Source organism: Kitasatospora sp. NPDC058115 (assembly GCF_042884635.1).
Classification (GTDB): Bacteria; Actinomycetota; Actinomycetes; order Streptomycetales; family Streptomycetaceae; genus Kitasatospora.
Genome location: NZ_JBHVTL010000050.1, coordinates 16,528 through 31,879 on the forward strand (window position 1 = coordinate 16,528; position 15,352 = coordinate 31,879).

Here is a 15,352-nt window from a genome sequence, read left to right on the forward strand (position 1 = left end):
CGTCTCTTTTTGTTCCCCCCCCCTCGCCGCCCCCCCCCCCGCCCCCGCCGGCCCCCCCCCCCCCCCCCCCCCCCCCCCCCCGGGGGGGGGGGGCGGCCCCCCCCCCGGGCGCCCCCCCCCCCACTCCACTCGGGCGAGAAGCACATGACACAGGCCCGGCAGGAGGGAACGACGAGGGCGAGGGCGTCATCCCCGTAGGTGATTGCCGGGCTTTCCCTCCGAGCCAAGAGCATGCACACAACCCGTACAGCCCGCCAGAGGAGTGGATTTGTCCGGCAGTAGGAGAATCACCGTCGTCGCAGCAATCGCCCTGATCCTGGGGGGCGTGACGGCCCCCGCCGGCCAGGCGAAAGAATTCCAGAAAGTCCAATTCCGAAATGTGGATTCGGGCAAAGTACTGTGGACCGCTCTTTCCTACGGCCCCGCCCGGGTGGCCGATGCGATCGGCGTCCTCTCGGAGAAATGGGAGCTCGTGCCGTCCCTTCGGGGGTACCTCATTCGAAACGCCTACAGCAAGGCCTGTCTGCAGGCGCCCCGGGTTTTGGGGGAGGCCATCACCATGGAACCGTGCAACGATCAAGTCCCGACTCAGGAGTGGGGTCTGGATTCGGCAGGCGACAAGATCACCATCACTGAGATCGCGGACAGAAAGTACGTGATCGAGGAGATGGCGCGCGAAAGCTGCCCCGTACCCGGACCTCCGGAGGACTGTGCGGCAAAGAGGTTTGTGACCGGCCATCCACTCCAGCTCTGGGACGTATTGCCGGCCTGACGCGTCAGACGGATTGGGCGAAGTCGAGGAAGGACTGCCAGGCCTCCGGGGTGAAGGTGAGGTGGGGGCCGGACTTGTCCTTGGAGTCGCGGACGAGGACGGCGGAGGTCGTCTCGGCGACCTCGATGCACTCGCCGCCTTCGTTGCTGCTGTGGCTGCTCTTGTGCCAGCCGACCTCGATGCACTCGCCACCCTCGGCGCCGCTGTGGCTGCTCTTGAACCAGGCGATCTCGACGCAGGCGCCGCCCTCGTTACCGCTGTGGCTGCTCTTGAACCACACCAGTTCGCTGCTCATGGCTCTCCCTGAAGTGAGGCTGCTGTAGCGCGCGTTCAGGATACGGAGCGCCCGTCCGCGACGCCATGGCACAACCCGCACAGGAGGGGGACGGGACCCACACAGAAAGCGGCCGTCCACCGAGGGGTGGACGGCCGCGAGGTGTCGAGCGGGGAGACTGGTCGTCAGACCGACTGCGCGAACTCGACGAAGGCCTCCCAGGCCTCCGGCGAGAAGGTGAGGTGGGGACCCGACTTGTCCTTGGAGTCACGCACCAGCACGGTCGATGTCGCCTCGGCGACCTCGACACACTCCCCACCATCCGGCCCGCTGTAGCTGCTCTTGAACCACACCAGATCGCTGCTCATCGCTCTCCCAGAATCTTCTCGATCAACGACAGGGACTCCTGCGGAGTATGCGCTTGCGCCCTGAGGGTGCCGTATCGAGCGTTCATGACACGGACCTCCTCCTGAGCCGTGATCAGCCTACTGCTCGTCTGCACCTCGATATAGGCCATCTGCTGACGACCCTTAGGCGTGATCAGGATGAACGGCCCACCCGTCCCAGCGCTCTCGGTCCGATCCAGCGGCATGACCTGGATCACCATCCCTCGCATGCTTCCAACCTTCAGCAGGTGACGCAGCTGCTCCTCGTGGATGTCCCATCCGCCGAGCGGCCGACGGAGGACGCTCTCGTCGATCACCCAGCCGAACACCGCGCGGGGCCACTTCGTCAGGATCTCCTGCCGCGCCATGCGAGCCGCAACGCGAGTCTCAATGACCTCCTCAGAGAGGAGCGGCTGACTCATCGCGAAGACAGCACGTGCGTGAGCCTCGGTCTGAAGGAGCCCCGGGACGCTGTACAGGCTGACGCAGTGGAGCTCCTCGGCGATCCCCTCCAGACCGGCGTAGCCCCGGAACCACTCGGGGTGCCGCACGCGCGCCTTGGCCTTCGCCTGCTCGATGTCGTCCGCGACGACGAGCAGCAGCCCACCCGCGTCCAGCACCCTCTCCGCCGCCTCCAGCAGCTCCCGCTGCGGGGTCCGCTTCCCCTGCTCGACCGCGCCGATGAGGCTCTCGGTGTAGCCGACCTGCTTGGCGAACTCCTTCTGCGTCAGGCCGGCCCGCTCGCGCAGCAGCTTGATCTGCTTGCCGACCGCCCGCAGGAAGTCCGACACCTCCGACAGGTCCTCGTCCAACTGCGGACGCGCCACCACGTCGCCGCTGTCTCCGCCGGTCCCCTTAACTTCGGTCATTCCGACCTCCCCATTTTCCGGTCACGGCCGACCGCCGTCACGTGACACTTTCCGCACACACACAGGCACTCACCGTGCCCACCGGATGCGTCGTCAGCCTAAGCCCGGGGGGGCAGGCTTTTCCCCATGAAGTCCGAAATTCCCCTCGACGACCCCGAGCCGCGCGCCCACACCGCGCTCCTCACTGCCACCCCCAAGGGCGCCGCGATCGGCCGTCGGATCGCCCGGCAGCAACTCACCGCCTGGGAGCTCAACTCCCTTTGGCCGGAGGCTTTTCACCATGCCCTGATCATCGTCGCGGAGCTGGCCGCGAACGCCTCCACGCACGGGCGCATGCCGGGGCGCGGGTTCGAGCTGCGCCTCTCGCTCACCACCGCGCGCCGGGCGCGCACCACCGTGCTCCGGATCGAGGTCTCGGACTGCCGGGGCGACCGCCGGCCCGTCCTCCCGTCGGCGGCCTGCCCGATGGACTCCCAGTCGGGCCGCGGCCTCACCCTGGTCGACGCGCTCGCCGACCGCTGGGGCACCCTGCCCCGGGACCCCAGCGCCAAAACCGTCTGGGCCGAACTCGACCTCCCCATGGCCGAGTTCAAGCCCGCGTCCGACCCCTCCCCCACCCCCACCGACGATGTCGCCGCCTGACCGGACCCCGCACACCCGCCACAGCCCGGCCGCCGCCGCGGCCTACACCGTCCTCCCCCTCACCCTGCTCCTCGCACTGGTCGCCTGGATCTACCCCGTGCTCAAGTACCACCACGACCTGCACCACCCCACGCCCCCGGCCGCCACGGCGGCCGCGTCCCCCAACCCCTGACCGCCGCACAGGAAGTCGGCCCCGCCGACTTCCTACTCCTCCCCCGCCGCCGGCCGCCGGGCGTCGACCTCGATCTCGATGCGCATCCGGGGGTCGGCGAGTCCGCAGACCATCATGGTGGCGGCGGGCCGCACCTCCCCGAAGTACCGGCGCAGCACGGGCCAGCAGGGCTCGAAGTCCTCCCGCTCCGGCAGCAGGTAGCGCACCCGTACCACGTCGGCGAAGGTGCAGCCGGCCTCGGCCAGGGCCGCGCCGATGTTGCGCAGACACTGCTCGGCCTGCTCGACCGCACCCTCGGCGATCGTCATCGTCCGGTAGTCGAATCCGGTGGTCCCGGACACGTGCACCGCATCGCCGACGACCACCGCCCTCGCATAGCCGATCTGCTCCTCGAAGGTGGAACCGCCGAGAATGGCACGTCGCTCCGTCATGCGGCGAACGCTAAGCGCGCTGCGGCGATACGTCCAATACCCGGAAAACCATCGCCTGATATCCCTAGGAATATGGACCGCCCCGAACTCCCGCTCCCCCAGTTGCACGCTTTCGCCGTGCTCGCCGATGAACTGCACTTCGGGCACGCCGCCGCCCGGCTCGGCATCGCGCAGCCCCCGCTGAGCCAGCAGATCGCCCGTCTGGAGGCGAAGGTCGGGCATCCGCTGTTCGTCCGGGCGCCGGGGCGCGTCGCGCTCACCCCGGCCGGGCACGAGCTGCTGCCCGCGGCGCGGCGCGCGCTCGCCGATCTCGCCGACGGGCTGGCCGCCGCCCGGGCGGCGGGCGACGGGCGGGCCGGGCGGCTGCGGATCGGGTTCTCGGCCTCCCTCGCGCTGACTGTCCTGCCACCGCTGCTCGGCACCTTCCGCGCCCGCTACCCGGGGGTGGACCTGGACCTCCGCGAGATGACCACCGCCCCGCAGCTCGCCGCCCTCCAGGAGCGGTCCATAGACGTCGGGCTGCTGCGCGAACCCCCGGAGGACGCCGAAGCGGGGCCGCTCGACTTCCGGACGGTGCTCACCGAGCCGTTCGTCGCCGTGCTCCCGGCGGACCATCCGCTCGCCGCCCAACGGTCGGTCGAGGTCGCCCAGTTGGCGGACTCGCCGTTCGTGCTGCTGCCGCGCCCGGTCGGCCCCCGGCTCTACGACCGGATCACCGGGCTGTGCGGAGCGGCCGGCTTCGCCCCGAGGATCGCGCAGCACGCGGTGGAGTGGCCGACGGTGTGCGCGCTCGTCGGCGCGGGGCTCGGGGTGTCGCTCGCCCCGGCGAGCATCCGGCGGCTGCGGCTGCGGGAGGTCGCCTTCCGTCCCGTCGAGCCGCGCACCGCCCGCACCCGGGTCGCCGCCGCCTGGCGACGGGAGGACCGCAGCCCCCTGGTGGCCAACCTGCTGGCGGCCCTCGACGGGAGCGGCGCCGCGCGATCGGGATCGAGCCGGCCCGGATTTCGTTCGTCCACGCTCTAGATTTAGATCTCATACGAACAGTATGGTTGCTGCCAACTGGCCGCGGCAGCAGCCCGGTTGGACACGCGTCACGTCTTCCCCTGGGGGGAACATGAAGAAGCCCGGCATCCTCGCCACCATGGCCCTGGCCCTCGCGGCCACCCTGGGCCCCGTCGCCACCGCCCAGGCGGCACCGGCCCAGAGCGGCCCCGAGGCCACCGCGACGGCCACCAGCAGCACGGTCGCCACCACCGACGGCGGCTGCGTGGTCCTGTTCGACGACGGAGCCCCGGCCGCGCCCATCCTGTGCAACACCCAGCCCCGCGACATCGACTGGCCGGACGGCCGCCGCGAGTGGGTGATGATCGGCAGCGACCAGCAGGTCTGGCACACCTACCAGTTCAGCGCGAACGGATCCTGGTCCAACTGGTCCGTCCTCGGCAGCGCCAGCGGCGTCCAGGCCGGCGTCTGGCGCTGGTACAGCACCCTCAGCACGCCCGTGGTGAAGGTGTACGGCAGCGACTCCAACTACTGGTGCAACACCATCGGCGGCAACGGCATGTGGACCGACTGGTACACCTGCTGACCCGTAGCCGGGTGAGCGGACGGGAGTCGGTGCGACTCGGCGGTGCCGGTCGCGCCGGCTCCCGTCCTCGCCTCCCCCTACCCGGCGGCCGGGTGGTCGGTGGTGATCGCCTTGACCATGCCGTCGGCCCGGGCCTGGCCGTACTGGCTGACCAGGGCGTCGTGGAACAGCGTCCACTGGTGCTTGATCTCCGCGGTCGCCTGCTCCATCACCTGGGTGAAGTTGGTCTTCCCCTCCGAGAACGGCAGTTGCGCCCGCTGGAACACGGTGCTGTCCTTGGCCAGGCCGACACCGTTGCCCTGGTAGTCACGCTTGTCGTCCTGGTGGGTCACGCGTGGGGAGCCGTGCTCGCAGTCGTTGTTGCGATCCCCCTGGGCGTCCTCGTCGTTGTGGTAGCACCCGGTGATGAGGCGGGGGTCCAGTCGCTCGGAGAACTTGGCGAGGACGTTGAGCTCGGACCAGTCCTGCCGGTAGACGGCCATGTCGAAGATCGGCGCCGGTGCGGATTGGGCGAGGCCGGGGGCGTTCAGGTGGCTGACCTTCTGGGTCAAGTCGTGCTTGTCGGCGTAGTTGCTGTGCGCGTAGAAGTCCTCGATCGCGTGCCAGGAGCGCCCCAGGCCGTCGAGGACCTCGCACTTCTTGAGGTCCGGCCCCTCGTCGAGCTTGCAATCCTTGACTTCCACCTGGGCCTTCACCGGCGCTCCGGCCGCGTCCACGAGGCCGTCGGCGGCGGAGACGGCCCGGATGAAGCCGGTGTACGCGTACTGCGCGCAGTTCTGCAGGTCACGGAAGGCGCGCAGGCGGCTGCGCGGGTACGGCTTCCCGCCATTGTCCTCGTCGGTCAGGTAGTCGGCGTTGTCGCAGTGCTCCCTGGAGTCGTCCCCCCAGGGCTTCTTGTCGCTGACGTTGACCGCGCGGGCGGCCAGCTCGCTCGTGGCCTTCTCGAACGTCACGGCGTCCAACGTGATCTTGGTGTGGTTGGCCGTGACGAAGGCCTCCGCCGGGGAGGCGCTCGCCAGGAGCTGGAGCAGGAGGAAGCCGACGGCCACCGGGCCGAGCAGCCGCACCGGCAGGCGGTGTCGCGGGTTGTCCTTGGGCATGGGTCCAGTGGAACCCCGATCGGCCACGCACGGAGGTGTGTGCGCGGCCGATCGGTGGAGCGTGGAGGACCGTTCTCCTCCGGACGGGCTCTAGCGCGGCACGGCTCCCTCGCGCGCCGGGACCAGCCGGGGCACCAGGCGGACGTAGGCGACCATGCCGAGCACCTCCACCAGGGTCTGGGTGACGACGACGGCGGCCGCGACGGCGAACGCGTCCGGCAGGGCGAGGGCGAGCGGCAGGACGACCAGGGAGTTCCGGGTCGCGCCGGTGAAGACGATCGCCCGGGAGGCGCCGGTGCCGAGCCGGAAGAGCCGGGCGACGGCCTTCCCCGCGAACGCCATCACCACCAGGAACAGCACGTAGAACGGGATCACCCCGGCGACGTCGCCGAGGCTGTCGCCCAGCTTGGGGACCTGGGAGGCGACCACCGTCAGCAGGGTCGCGGCCATCAGCGGCACCATCGTGGTGGTCGCGGCGTCGGCGACCCGCTGCCCGGCCGGACGCCGCGCCGCCCAGGCCTGGAGCAGCCAGGCGAGGGCGAGCGGGACCACGATCAGGGTGAGGAAGGCCCGCAGGAACGGCCCGACCTCGACGATGTCCGCCAGCTCCGGGCCCATGAACAGGTAGAGGAACACCGGGAGCAGCAGCATCTGCGCCACCAGCAGCAGCGGGGTGGCGGCGAGCAGGCGGCGGTTGGAGCCGCCGGCCAGGCCGGAGAAGACGATGACGTAGTCCACGCACGGGCAGAGCAGCACCAGCAACACCCCGATGCGCACCGCCCGGTCGTCCGGCAGGAAGGCGAACAGGGCGGCCACCACCAGCGGGACGACGGCGAAGTTCACCGTCAGCGCGGCGGTCAGGAAGCGGGTGTCGCGCAGCGAGCGCAGCAGTTCGGCGGCGGGCACCTGGAGGAAGGTGACGAACAGCAGGGCGCCCAGCACGGGGTTGATGGCGTGCTCCAGGCCGGGGCCGGCGCCCGGGGCCAGCCACCCCAGCAGCCCGCCGAGTGCCATCGCGGCGAGGTAGACCGCCACCTGGTGCTCGTCCATCCACGCGACCGGTCCTCCGCCGCCCTGCGGTCCTTGCTCCGCCACCCTCACCGCTCCCCACATCTCGACGCCGGGCCGGCCGCCACGGTGGCGGACCGGCGTCCATCTTCGCAGGTCAGGAAGGGGACCGGCGGCTCAGGAGCCGTCCTGGCAGGAGGCCTTGCGGCGTTTGTCGAACTCCTTGGCGGTGAGCAGCTTGTAGTCCCAGTCCCAGCCGCCAGCCGCCCAGGTGCCGGCCGGGAGGGCGAGCAGCACGTCCCCGGGGACGGTCACGGTGAGGGCGCGGTTGCGGACCACCTCGACGGTGTAGCGCCGGTCGGCGCCGAGCCGGGCCGGGAGCCGGCCGTAGGTCATCCAGCCGGGCGGCAGGGCGCCGAGGTCGACGGTGTCCACGACGGAGCGGCCCTCGTGCGGGCGGACCTCCAGCTTCTCCGCGCCGGGGAAGACGGTGACCCGGACGGCGTGCAGGCGCTCGTCGTGGCACACGCCGGTGCGGACGACCAGCTTGCCGGCCTCCACCCGGACGGCGATCAGCTCGTCCTGCTTGGGCTGCGGACCGCCGCAGCCGACCACCGCCGCCACGGCCGCGGCCACCGCCACCACCACGCCCCACCTGCGCCGCCGCACCCCGTGCCTCCTCCGCACCCGACCGACCTTCGACTCGTCCGGCCTTCGACCCGTCCGGCCTTCGACCCGTCCGGCCTTCGACCCGTCCGGCCTTCGACCCGTCCGGCCTTCGACCTGATCGGCCTTCGACCGACCGGACCGGACCGGACCGGCCGGACCGGACCCGACCGGACCGATCCTGCCCCACGGGGCGCACGCGCCGCACAGGAGGGGCGGGTAGGGGGCGCGCGAGGCGGTGAAGGGGGGCGCGCGGGCTCAGCGCGCCGTCACGGCCCCGGCGAGGCGGGTGAGGGCGGCGGCCGCGGCGGTATCCCCGCCCGGGGAGAAGACGTGCAGGACGAGCCCCGTCTCGCCGGGGCCGGCGGGGACGTGCAGGGCCTCGAAGTCCAGGGTGAGGGTGCCGGTCAGCGGATGGTGCAGGCGCTTGCGGCCCGCCGCGCACATCACCACCTCGCCGGACTCCCAGATCCGGCGGAACTCCAGGCTGGCCGCCGACAGTTCGGCGATCAGCGCGGTCAGCTCCGCGTCGTCCGGCCAGGTGCCGGAGGCCACCCTGAGCTGGCCGACCGCCTCGGCGGCGCGGGCCGGCCAGTCCGGGTGGACGGTGCGGGCGGCGGCGTCCCGGAAGAGGAAACGGGCCTGGTTGCGGTCACGGCGCGCCGGATCCCCCGCGCCGCCGAGGAGTTCGGCGCCCAGGGCGTTCCAGGCCACCACGTCGAGGCGGTGGTCGGTGACGAAGGCGGGCAGGTCCGCGCCCAGCGCGTCCAGCATCCGGCGCAGCACCGGGCCCACCCGGGGCGTCGGCGGCGGCACCCGGCGGCCGCAGGCCAGGGTGTCCAGGTGGCGGCGCTCCGCCTCGTCCAGGCCGAGCGTGCGGGCCAGCGCCGCCAGCACCTCCTGCGACGGCTGGGTGGAACGGCCCTGCTCCAGGCGGACGTAGTAGTCGACGCTGATGCCCGCCAGCTGCGCGAGTTCCTCGCGGCGCAGCCCGCGCACCCGCCGCCGGCCGCCGCCCGCCAGCCCGACCCGCTCGGGGGCGACCCGGCCGCGGCGGGCCCGCAGGAACTCGCCGAGGGCGCGCCGGGGGTCGACGGAGCGGGCGGCCCGGTCGGCGGGGGCGGCGGGGACGGCTCGACCGGCGGGGTCCGCCTGACCGGCGGGGGCGGTGGTGGCGGTGTCCATGCCCTCCAGTATGGGTGGCCCTCGCAGTACCAGGAGCGGGAGTCCGCCGGAAGCACAGGGATCTGGCCGCGCGACGCGGGGCGGGCGAGGGTGGGCGTCATGAACAGCCACGCACCCCAGCAGCCGCCCGCCGACCGGCCCCGCCGCGTCCTGGTCGTCACCGCCCACCCCGAACCGCGCTCCCTCACCGCCGCGTTGGCGGACTTCGCCGTGGAGCGGCTGCGCGCCGCCGGGCACCAGGTGGAGGTGTCCGACCTGTACGCGATGAAGTGGCAGGCCGGTCTCGGCGCCGACGACTTCCCCGGGCACCCGGCCGGCGCCCGGCTGGAGGTGCTCGCCGCCCAGGGCGAGGCGACCCGCGCCGGGCGGCTCGCGGCGGAGATCGCAGCCGAGCAGGAGAAGCTGCGCCGGGCGGACGCGGTGGTGTTCCAGTTCCCGCTGTGGTGGTTCTCGGTGCCGGCGGTGCTGAAGGGCTGGATCGACCGGGTGCTCACCTTCGGGTTCGCGCACGGCCCCGACGTCCCGCCGCCGTACAGCGAGGGCGCGCTCGGCGGCAGGCGCGGGCTCCTGGCGGTGAGCGTCGGCGCGCGCGAGTCGGCGTTCTCCGACCGGGGCGCGCACGGGCCGCTGGCGGACGTGCTGTTCCCGCTGCAGCACGGCGTGCTCTGGTTCACCGGCATGGCGGCGCTCGAACCCTTCGCCGCGTACGGGACGGTGGGCCTGCCGGAGGAGGAGTTCGAGGCCGTCGCGGAGGCCTACGGACGGCGGCTGGACGGGCTGTTCACCGAGGAGCCGGTGCCGTTCCGGCGGCTGGACGGCGGCGACTACGGGCGGGACATGCGACTGCGAGAGGGTCTGGAGCGGCCAGGCACGAGCGGGCCGGGGCTGCACCTGCTGCGCTGACTCAGCGGGGCGGAAACCGGCTTGACCAACGCCTCTGTGGATCAGCAGGGTTGGGCGGGTGACCGGCGCGGATGTCCGCGCGTTTCCCGCCTCACCGCTGGAGTGCCGATGCCCTTCCCGTTCGACGCCCCGCCGCTGGAGGGCCGCCTGGTCCGCCTGGAGCCCCTCGACCGCCGGCACCTCGCCGACCTCGCGGCCGCCGCCGAGGAGGAGCGCGGCTCCTACGGCTTCACCGCCGTCCCGCGCGCCGAGGACCTCCCCCGCTACCTCGACGAGCACGCCGCGCGCGTCGAGGCCGGGCGGCTCGCCCCCTACGCCCAGGTGGACCGCGCCACCGGACGGGCCGTCGGCGCCACCGCGTACTGGGAGCCGCGGACGTGGCCGTCCGGCGAGGGCCTGTGCGCGATCGAGATCGGCTGGACCTGGCTCGCCGCCTCCGCCCAGGGCACCGGAGTGAACACCGAGGCGAAGTACCTGCTCTTCCGGCACGCCTTCGAGCAGTGGCGGGTGGCCAGGGTCGACCTCAAGACCGACGCCCGCAACGCCCGTTCGCGCGCCGCCCTGGCCGCGGTCGGCGCCACCTTCGAGGGCGTGCTGCGCAACTGGTCGCCGTCCTGGGCCCCCGGTGAGGCCGGACGGCTGCGCGACTCGGCGATGTTCTCGGTCACCGCCGAGGAGTGGCCGCGGACGCGGGCCCACCTGGAGCGGCGGATCGCTCAGAAGGAAGCCGCGGCGAGGACCGCGCCCCACGAGGCGTAGACCACGCAGAGCAGCAGCCAGACGCCGAGACCGGCGGTCACGGCGGCGAGGATCCGGCCGAGGCGGCCGCGCCGTTCCTTCGGGCGGCGCAGCTGCCGCACGCCGAGGACGATCAGCAGGACGGCGACGGTGCCCACGGCGCAGGTGAGCACGGGGTTCTGACCGAAGGCCAGGACCGTGAGCGCGACGACGGCGGCCAGGGAGGCGGTGGTCAGCAGCGCGAGCAGCGTGCCGAGCACCGCCTCGCCCACGAGTTCGAGCACGAACTCGCCGATCGCGCGCAGGCAGCCGCGTACCGGGCCGTGCGGGGGGTCGGTCACGGGTGTCGGGTCGCCCGGCCGGTGGACGGGGGCGTCCGGGGCGGGGGCGTCCGGGGCGGCTCCGTCAGGGGCGGGGGCGTGCGGGCTCGCGTCGCTCATGGTTCCCCCTCCCCCCGGTCCCGGCACGCTAGCACGGGCGGTCCGGGGTGGCGGGGCGGTCCGGACCCGCCGGCCGGTCCGGGGTGGCGGGCCGGGCCGGGCCCTGCGGGCGGTCGTCGAGGAGGGCCCGGCCGAGCGGGGTGAGGGCGTGGCGCACGCCGGGGCCGGTGCGTTCGGTGGTCAGCAGGCCGGCGGCGCGCAGGACGGTGGTGTGGTGGCTGGCGGTGGCGGCGGAGGTGCCGGTGCGGCGGGCGAGTTCGGCGGTGCCCGCCGGGTCCGCCGCCGCCCGCAGGGTCCGGGCGCGGGTGGTGCCGAGCAGCGCGACGAGCGCGCCGTCCTGCTCCTCGGCGGCGGCCGCCGCCCAGACCGTCCGGTAGGTGGTGAGGTCACGGGCCAGCGGGTAGTGCAGCACCAGCGGGTGTTCCGGCCCGCGGTTGTCGGTCATCGCCATCGGCTCGGGCCAGAAGAAGGTGGGCACGAGCAGCATGCCGGTCCCCCGCAGGTGGATGTCCGCCTCCAGCGGGCAGGGCACCGACAGCACCGGCGCCGTCCAGCGGATGTCCGGATGCAGCGAGCCCAGCAGGCCGTCCAGCCCCGTGTCGGCCGTCGCCAGCGCCCGGGCGGTCCGCTCGGTGTGCGCGGCGGCCAGCAGCTGCGACCAGTAGGGCGCGACCGCGAACGCGTGGTACTGGCGGATCCTGCGGTCCACCACGCCGCGCCACTCGCGGGAACCACCGTGCAGTTCGCGCACCCAGCGGGGCGTCCTCGGCCGCAGGTACTCCAGGACGGTCAGGTCCGCCGCCCAGCGCCGGCGCGGCAGCGACCAGGTGTGGTCCAGGCTGTCCGGCAGGCTGTCGGTGGCGGCGTGCAGGAACGCCTCCGGGGCCTCCGTCGCCCCGGCGGGCGTCGCCAGCTCGAACAGCGCGCCCAGTTCGGGGCGCAGCCGTTTGCGGGTCCTGCTGCGCCAGCCTTCCAGGGCCACTCCCCCCACATCGCGGGCCTGTACCAGGGACAGGCTCAGGACCGTCTCGGTGAGCGGGTCCGGTGCCCGCGCGATCCGGACCCTGGTCAGGTCGTCGTGGGTGAAGTGGATACGCAGCAATCCGGGCCCTTCCGTCGGCCTCCCGGCGGGGTGCGGCGACGTCCCGGACGCGCCCCCACCGATCCCTGCGGCCCCGGGCGGCCGTGAGCCCACCGTAAGCGGACCGTTCGGGCGCGTCGGGCGCGTTGCCCGGCTCTGACCGGTTCGTGGCACGGCGCGGACATTGCGCGGCCCGAATTCGATGCAGCTCGAATGGTCTTGGGACGAACCGCGTCCGTTCGTGAGACTGGCGGCCGAGGGCGCCCCAGTGCGGCGCCCCGTCCCAGGTGAGGAGTGCGTCCGTCATGCGATTCACCCGTCAGTCCGTCGTCCGCTCCGGTGTCGTCGCGGGCAGCGTGCTCGCCGCCGCGGCCATGCTGGCCTCCCCCGCGCAGGCCGCGCCGGTGTTGCACGGCTACGCGAACGCCGTCCAGGGCAAGTGCCTCGACATCCGCGGCGGCTCCACCGCCGAGGGCGCGCTGCTCCAGGAGTTCAGCTGCAAGAACGCCTCGAACCAGCGGTTCTGGACGGACGACTCGGCCGTCGGCGGGACCGAGATCCGGGTGCAGAGCTCGTTCCTCTGTCTCGAACCGACCACGCCGAACACCTACAGCACCATCATCCAGCGCCAGTGCTCCGGCGCCGACAACCAGCGCTGGGAGCTCGTCCCGGCGGGCGTCAACGCCGTGGCGCTGAAGAACAAGGCGAGCGGGCTGTGCCTCCAGGACTGGCTCTCGGGGGACGGCAGCCGGCGCGACGTCATCATGTGGACGTGCGACAACAGCTCCTACCAGGCGTGGGTGATGCGCTAGTCCGGCGGGCGGGGCGGAGCGGGCGGTCCGGGCGGTCGGTTCCGGGTGCGGCCGCCGTTCAGACGGCCGCACCCGGGGCGGCGGTGGAGCCGGCCTGCAGGCCGAGGGTGCGCTCGGCCTTGGCGACGGCGGCCCGGTAGTAGAGCGAGGCGAGCTGCGAGGCGTCCGAGTCGCGCTGGAAGAAGCCGTAGGCGAGCGCGACGTCCCCGAGGCGTTCGAGGCCGAGGTAGCCGTTCAGCCGGACGCCCGCGAGGGTGCCGTCGAGGCGGACGGCCGGGGCGCCCTCGCGGTCGCCGAGGGCGAGGGGGGTGACGGTGAAGGTCACGGTCTCGCCGACGTCGTCGGTGAAGGTGAGGCTGTGGCAGTCGGCGAACGCGGCCGTGGCGGTGGCGAAGTCGGCCGTCAGGCGCTCGGGTTCCTCGGCGGTGAGCGCCTCGGTGATCATCGGGTTGCCGTCGGGGCCGTCGAACTCGGCCTCCTGGTGCGGGTTCTGGGACGGCGCGTGGGCGCCGGTGCGGTTCAGCAGGGCGCGCAGCGCGTCGCAGCCGGCCACGGGGGAAGCACCGGTGCCCGATTCGGCTTCGGGTGAGGGTGAGGGTGCGGGGCTCTCCGTGTCGAGCGGGACCTCGGTGAAGTCGGGGCCGAGCTCGGCGGCGGTGAGCAGGGCGGCCCTGAGCTGGGCGTCGGTGGGCAGTCCGGGGGCCGTGTCGGGCACGGCGGCGGGAGCGGGCGCGGGGGCGGGCGGCGTGGGCGTACCGGTGGCGAGCGTCGCGGTGCCGAAGGTGAGAACGGTGGCGGCGGCCATCGCGGTGAGGGCGAGGAGCGGCCTCGGGAGAGACATACGGGCCCCCCGGTCGACGGAACGGGCAGGGACAGGCGTCCAGTGTCCCACCGGCCGTCGCGCATCGCCCGTCCGGCGGGAATCGCCGCAGCTCAGGACGGGTTCGGCCGGGCCGGGGGCAGGGCGTCCAGGGTCTCCTGGAGCCAGTTCACCCAGAAGGTCTCCAGGCCGATCCCGGCCCGCAGCACGGCGTGCTGCAACGGGTCGCCGTTGCGGTCCTCGGCGGCCCGGAAGTCGCGCCGCTCGATCTCCTCGTAGTGCGCCAACTGCTCCCGGTGCAGGGCGAGGTGCCGGCGCAGCTCGACGTCCAGGCCGGCCGTGCCGACCACGGCGGCGGCGCGCAGCCGCAGCAGCAACGGGTCACGGATCGGCCGGGGCTCGTCGGCGGCGCCCGTCCACCGCTCCAGCTCGGCCCGGCCGGCGGGCAGCACCTCGTACTCCTTCTTCTGCCCCCGCACCGGCCCGGCCTGGGACAGCGCCCGGATCAGCCCGGCGGCCTCCAGCCGGCCGAGCTCGCGGTAGATCTGCTGGTGGGTCGCGGACCAGAAGAAGCCGATCGACCTGTCGAACCGCCGGGTCAGCTCCAGCCCGGAGGACGGCTTCTCCAGCAGGGCGGTGAGGATGGCGTGCGGCAGCGACATGACACGATCCTAGGGTCGGCCTCCGCACCCCCGCCGCCGGGCAGGGGCGGGGGCGGGGGCGGCCGACGACAACGCGGTGTGGGGGTGCCCCGGGAGTCCTGCGGCATCAGGGCCAACGAGGCGGAAACCACCCGGCGGCGGGGACACCTCCCCGCCGCCGGACCGCAACCCACCAACGCCGCATAGGGCCGCCCCCGGGACCGGGGGCTGCGGCGCGGGCCACCGCCAAGGAAGCTCCCGATCTCCTGCGGCATCAACACCGGGTCCGCCCAGCCGAAAGCTACCCGGCGCCATCGGCAACACCACATGAACCCGCGCCCGCCCAAGAACTGCGAGGCGGAAACCACCCTGCGGCGGGGACACCTCCCCGCCGCCGAACCACAACCCACCAACCACACCAACGCCACATGGGGCCGCCCCCGGCCGAAAGCTCCGGCGCGGGCCACCGCCAAGGAAGCTCCCGATCTCCTGCGGCATCAGCAGCCAGTCCACCCAGCCGAAGGCCACGGACCAAAGCCGATCGGCAGCGGGGACACCCACGCGCCATCGGGCCAAGGTCATTGGCAGCCGACACCACCACCACGCGCCCCCAAACGAAGGCTGCGAGGCGAGGCCCATCCGGCGGCGGGGACACCTCCCCGCCGCCGGACCAAGGCCGTCAACGACCGACAACAACGCCACGTGGAGACACCCCCGGCCGAAGGCCGGGGCCGGGGCCGAAGGCCGGGGCCGGGGCCGAAGGCCGGGGCCGAAGGCCGGGGCCGAAGGCCGGGGCCGAAGGCCGGGGCCGAAGGCCGGGGCCG

20 protein-coding genes are annotated in these 15,352 nt (G+C 73.3%); 8 read left to right on the forward strand and 12 right to left on the reverse strand.

Annotated features, from left to right (window positions below; genetic code table 11):
- Window positions 1-268: 268 nt before the first annotated feature.
- Window positions 269-772 carry an RICIN domain-containing protein gene (locus ACFVVL_RS34145; RefSeq protein WP_387682242.1) on the forward strand — a complete coding sequence of 168 codons (504 nt, stop codon included), beginning with the start codon at window positions 269-271 and terminating at the stop codon, window positions 770-772.
- 4 nt (window positions 773-776) lie between these two features.
- On the opposite strand, the gene ACFVVL_RS34150 is transcribed toward ACFVVL_RS34145, so the two are convergent.
- The 3 genes from ACFVVL_RS34150 to ACFVVL_RS34160 all read right to left on the reverse strand — a co-directional run bounded on the left by ACFVVL_RS34150 (window position 777) and on the right by ACFVVL_RS34160 (window position 2,301).
- Window positions 777-1,067, reverse strand: coding sequence for a DUF397 domain-containing protein (locus ACFVVL_RS34150; RefSeq protein WP_387682245.1), 291 nt, complete (start codon window positions 1,065-1,067; stop codon window positions 777-779).
- A gap of 164 nt (window positions 1,068-1,231) precedes the next feature.
- Window positions 1,232-1,414, reverse strand: coding sequence for a DUF397 domain-containing protein (locus ACFVVL_RS34155; RefSeq protein ID WP_387682248.1), 183 nt, complete (start codon window positions 1,412-1,414; stop codon window positions 1,232-1,234).
- Window positions 1,411-2,301, reverse strand: coding sequence for a Scr1 family TA system antitoxin-like transcriptional regulator (locus tag ACFVVL_RS34160; RefSeq protein ID WP_387682251.1), 891 nt, complete (start codon window positions 2,299-2,301; stop codon window positions 1,411-1,413). The genes ACFVVL_RS34155 and ACFVVL_RS34160 overlap by 4 nt, the downstream gene beginning before the upstream one ends.
- A 126-nt stretch (window positions 2,302-2,427) precedes the next feature.
- On the opposite strand from ACFVVL_RS34160, the gene ACFVVL_RS34165 reads away from it, so the two are divergent.
- Together ACFVVL_RS34165 and ACFVVL_RS34170 are read left to right on the forward strand one after the other, a co-directional pair.
- A complete protein-coding gene (locus ACFVVL_RS34165) occupies window positions 2,428-2,943 on the forward strand; it encodes an ATP-binding protein (protein WP_387682254.1) in 516 nt (171 codons plus the stop codon).
- Window positions 2,930-3,115, forward strand: coding sequence for a hypothetical protein (locus tag ACFVVL_RS34170; RefSeq protein WP_387682257.1), 186 nt, complete (start codon window positions 2,930-2,932; stop codon window positions 3,113-3,115). Before ACFVVL_RS34165 ends, ACFVVL_RS34170 begins: the two co-directional genes overlap by 14 nt.
- Window positions 3,116-3,147: 32 nt before the next feature.
- On the opposite strand, the gene ACFVVL_RS34175 is transcribed toward ACFVVL_RS34170, so the two are convergent.
- Window positions 3,148-3,546, reverse strand: a complete 399-nt coding sequence (locus ACFVVL_RS34175) for a RidA family protein (RefSeq protein ID WP_387682259.1) — start codon at window positions 3,544-3,546, stop codon at window positions 3,148-3,150.
- Window positions 3,547-3,618: 72 nt separating this feature from the next.
- On the opposite strand from ACFVVL_RS34175, the gene ACFVVL_RS34180 reads away from it, so the two are divergent.
- Window positions 3,619-4,569, forward strand: coding sequence for a LysR family transcriptional regulator (locus ACFVVL_RS34180; RefSeq protein ID WP_387682261.1), 951 nt, complete (start codon window positions 3,619-3,621; stop codon window positions 4,567-4,569).
- Window positions 4,570-4,660: 91 nt separating this feature from the next.
- Window positions 4,661-5,134: a hypothetical protein gene (locus tag ACFVVL_RS34185; protein WP_387682264.1), complete on the forward strand. Its 474-nt coding sequence runs from the start codon at window positions 4,661-4,663 to the stop codon at window positions 5,132-5,134.
- Between the two features lie 77 nt (window positions 5,135-5,211).
- On the opposite strand, the gene ACFVVL_RS34190 is transcribed toward ACFVVL_RS34185, so the two are convergent.
- The 4 genes from ACFVVL_RS34190 to ACFVVL_RS34205 all read right to left on the reverse strand — a co-directional run bounded on the left by ACFVVL_RS34190 (window position 5,212) and on the right by ACFVVL_RS34205 (window position 9,093).
- Complete coding sequence (locus ACFVVL_RS34190) at window positions 5,212-6,234, reverse strand: hypothetical protein (RefSeq protein ID WP_387682267.1); 1,023 nt, start codon at window positions 6,232-6,234, stop codon at window positions 5,212-5,214.
- Between the two features lie 90 nt (window positions 6,235-6,324).
- Complete coding sequence (locus ACFVVL_RS34195) at window positions 6,325-7,284, reverse strand: arsenic resistance protein (protein ID WP_387682270.1); 960 nt, start codon at window positions 7,282-7,284, stop codon at window positions 6,325-6,327.
- A 135-nt stretch (window positions 7,285-7,419) separates the two neighbouring features.
- Complete coding sequence (locus ACFVVL_RS34200) at window positions 7,420-7,911, reverse strand: hypothetical protein (protein ID WP_380291383.1); 492 nt, start codon at window positions 7,909-7,911, stop codon at window positions 7,420-7,422.
- A 255-nt stretch (window positions 7,912-8,166) separates the two neighbouring features.
- Window positions 8,167-9,093 carry a helix-turn-helix domain-containing protein gene (locus ACFVVL_RS34205; protein ID WP_387682273.1) on the reverse strand — a complete coding sequence of 309 codons (927 nt, stop codon included), beginning with the start codon at window positions 9,091-9,093 and terminating at the stop codon, window positions 8,167-8,169.
- A 99-nt stretch (window positions 9,094-9,192) separates the two neighbouring features.
- On the opposite strand from ACFVVL_RS34205, the gene ACFVVL_RS34210 reads away from it, so the two are divergent.
- Window positions 9,193-9,996, forward strand: coding sequence for an NAD(P)H-dependent oxidoreductase (locus tag ACFVVL_RS34210; protein WP_380291387.1), 804 nt, complete (start codon window positions 9,193-9,195; stop codon window positions 9,994-9,996).
- A gap of 108 nt (window positions 9,997-10,104) precedes the next feature.
- On the forward strand, window positions 10,105-10,755 hold the full coding sequence (locus ACFVVL_RS34215) for a GNAT family N-acetyltransferase (protein WP_387682277.1): 651 nt from the start codon (window positions 10,105-10,107) through the stop codon (window positions 10,753-10,755).
- Here the strand turns inward: ACFVVL_RS34215 and ACFVVL_RS34220 are convergent.
- A complete protein-coding gene (locus ACFVVL_RS34220) occupies window positions 10,713-11,174 on the reverse strand; it encodes a hypothetical protein (protein WP_387682280.1) in 462 nt (153 codons plus the stop codon). The two genes, ACFVVL_RS34215 and ACFVVL_RS34220, sit on opposite strands and share 43 nt — an antisense overlap.
- 28 nt (window positions 11,175-11,202) lie before the next feature.
- Window positions 11,203-12,276, reverse strand: a complete 1,074-nt coding sequence (locus tag ACFVVL_RS34225; RefSeq protein WP_380291391.1) for an ArsR/SmtB family transcription factor — start codon at window positions 12,274-12,276, stop codon at window positions 11,203-11,205.
- Window positions 12,277-12,560: 284 nt separating this feature from the next.
- Here ACFVVL_RS34225 and ACFVVL_RS34230 point away from each other — a divergent pair, with 284 nt between their 5' ends.
- Entirely contained in the window at window positions 12,561-13,067 is a 507-nt protein-coding gene (locus tag ACFVVL_RS34230) for an RICIN domain-containing protein (protein WP_387682283.1), read from the forward strand.
- A 58-nt stretch (window positions 13,068-13,125) separates the two neighbouring features.
- Here ACFVVL_RS34230 and ACFVVL_RS34235 read toward each other — a convergent pair whose 3' ends face one another.
- Both ACFVVL_RS34235 and ACFVVL_RS34240 read right to left on the reverse strand, forming a co-directional pair.
- Window positions 13,126-13,908, reverse strand: coding sequence for a hypothetical protein (locus ACFVVL_RS34235; protein ID WP_387682286.1), 783 nt, complete (start codon window positions 13,906-13,908; stop codon window positions 13,126-13,128).
- Window positions 13,909-14,000: 92 nt separating this feature from the next.
- The gene (locus ACFVVL_RS34240; RefSeq protein ID WP_380291397.1) at window positions 14,001-14,549 is read right to left on the reverse strand and encodes a PadR family transcriptional regulator; all 549 of its coding nucleotides are present in this window, start codon (window positions 14,547-14,549) and stop codon (window positions 14,001-14,003) included.
- Between the last annotated feature and the right edge of the window lie 803 nt (window positions 14,550-15,352).

Coding starts and splice junctions, on each gene's coding strand:
- ACFVVL_RS34150 (WP_387682245.1), bottom strand. CDS start 1,067: ATGAGCAGCGAACTGGTGTGGTTCAAGAGCAGCCACAGCGGTAACGAG.
- ACFVVL_RS34155 (WP_387682248.1), bottom strand. CDS start 1,414: ATGAGCAGCGATCTGGTGTGGTTCAAGAGCAGCTACAGCGGGCCGGAT.
- ACFVVL_RS34160 (WP_387682251.1), bottom strand. CDS start 2,301: ATGACCGAAGTTAAGGGGACCGGCGGAGACAGCGGCGACGTGGTGGCG.
- ACFVVL_RS34165 (WP_387682254.1), top strand. CDS start 2,428: ATGAAGTCCGAAATTCCCCTCGACGACCCCGAGCCGCGCGCCCACACC.
- ACFVVL_RS34170 (WP_387682257.1), top strand. CDS start 2,930: ATGTCGCCGCCTGACCGGACCCCGCACACCCGCCACAGCCCGGCCGCC.
- ACFVVL_RS34175 (WP_387682259.1), bottom strand. CDS start 3,546: ATGACGGAGCGACGTGCCATTCTCGGCGGTTCCACCTTCGAGGAGCAG.
- ACFVVL_RS34180 (WP_387682261.1), top strand. CDS start 3,619: ATGGACCGCCCCGAACTCCCGCTCCCCCAGTTGCACGCTTTCGCCGTG.
- ACFVVL_RS34185 (WP_387682264.1), top strand. CDS start 4,661: ATGAAGAAGCCCGGCATCCTCGCCACCATGGCCCTGGCCCTCGCGGCC.
- ACFVVL_RS34190 (WP_387682267.1), bottom strand. CDS start 6,234: ATGCCCAAGGACAACCCGCGACACCGCCTGCCGGTGCGGCTGCTCGGC.
- ACFVVL_RS34195 (WP_387682270.1), bottom strand. CDS start 7,284: ATGGACGAGCACCAGGTGGCGGTCTACCTCGCCGCGATGGCACTCGGC.
- ACFVVL_RS34205 (WP_387682273.1), bottom strand. CDS start 9,093: ATGGACACCGCCACCACCGCCCCCGCCGGTCAGGCGGACCCCGCCGGT.
- ACFVVL_RS34210 (WP_380291387.1), top strand. CDS start 9,193: ATGAACAGCCACGCACCCCAGCAGCCGCCCGCCGACCGGCCCCGCCGC.
- ACFVVL_RS34215 (WP_387682277.1), top strand. CDS start 10,105: ATGCCCTTCCCGTTCGACGCCCCGCCGCTGGAGGGCCGCCTGGTCCGC.
- ACFVVL_RS34220 (WP_387682280.1), bottom strand. CDS start 11,174: ATGAGCGACGCGAGCCCGCACGCCCCCGCCCCTGACGGAGCCGCCCCG.
- ACFVVL_RS34230 (WP_387682283.1), top strand. CDS start 12,561: ATGCGATTCACCCGTCAGTCCGTCGTCCGCTCCGGTGTCGTCGCGGGC.
- ACFVVL_RS34235 (WP_387682286.1), bottom strand. CDS start 13,908: ATGTCTCTCCCGAGGCCGCTCCTCGCCCTCACCGCGATGGCCGCCGCC.
- ACFVVL_RS34240 (WP_380291397.1), bottom strand. CDS start 14,549: ATGTCGCTGCCGCACGCCATCCTCACCGCCCTGCTGGAGAAGCCGTCC.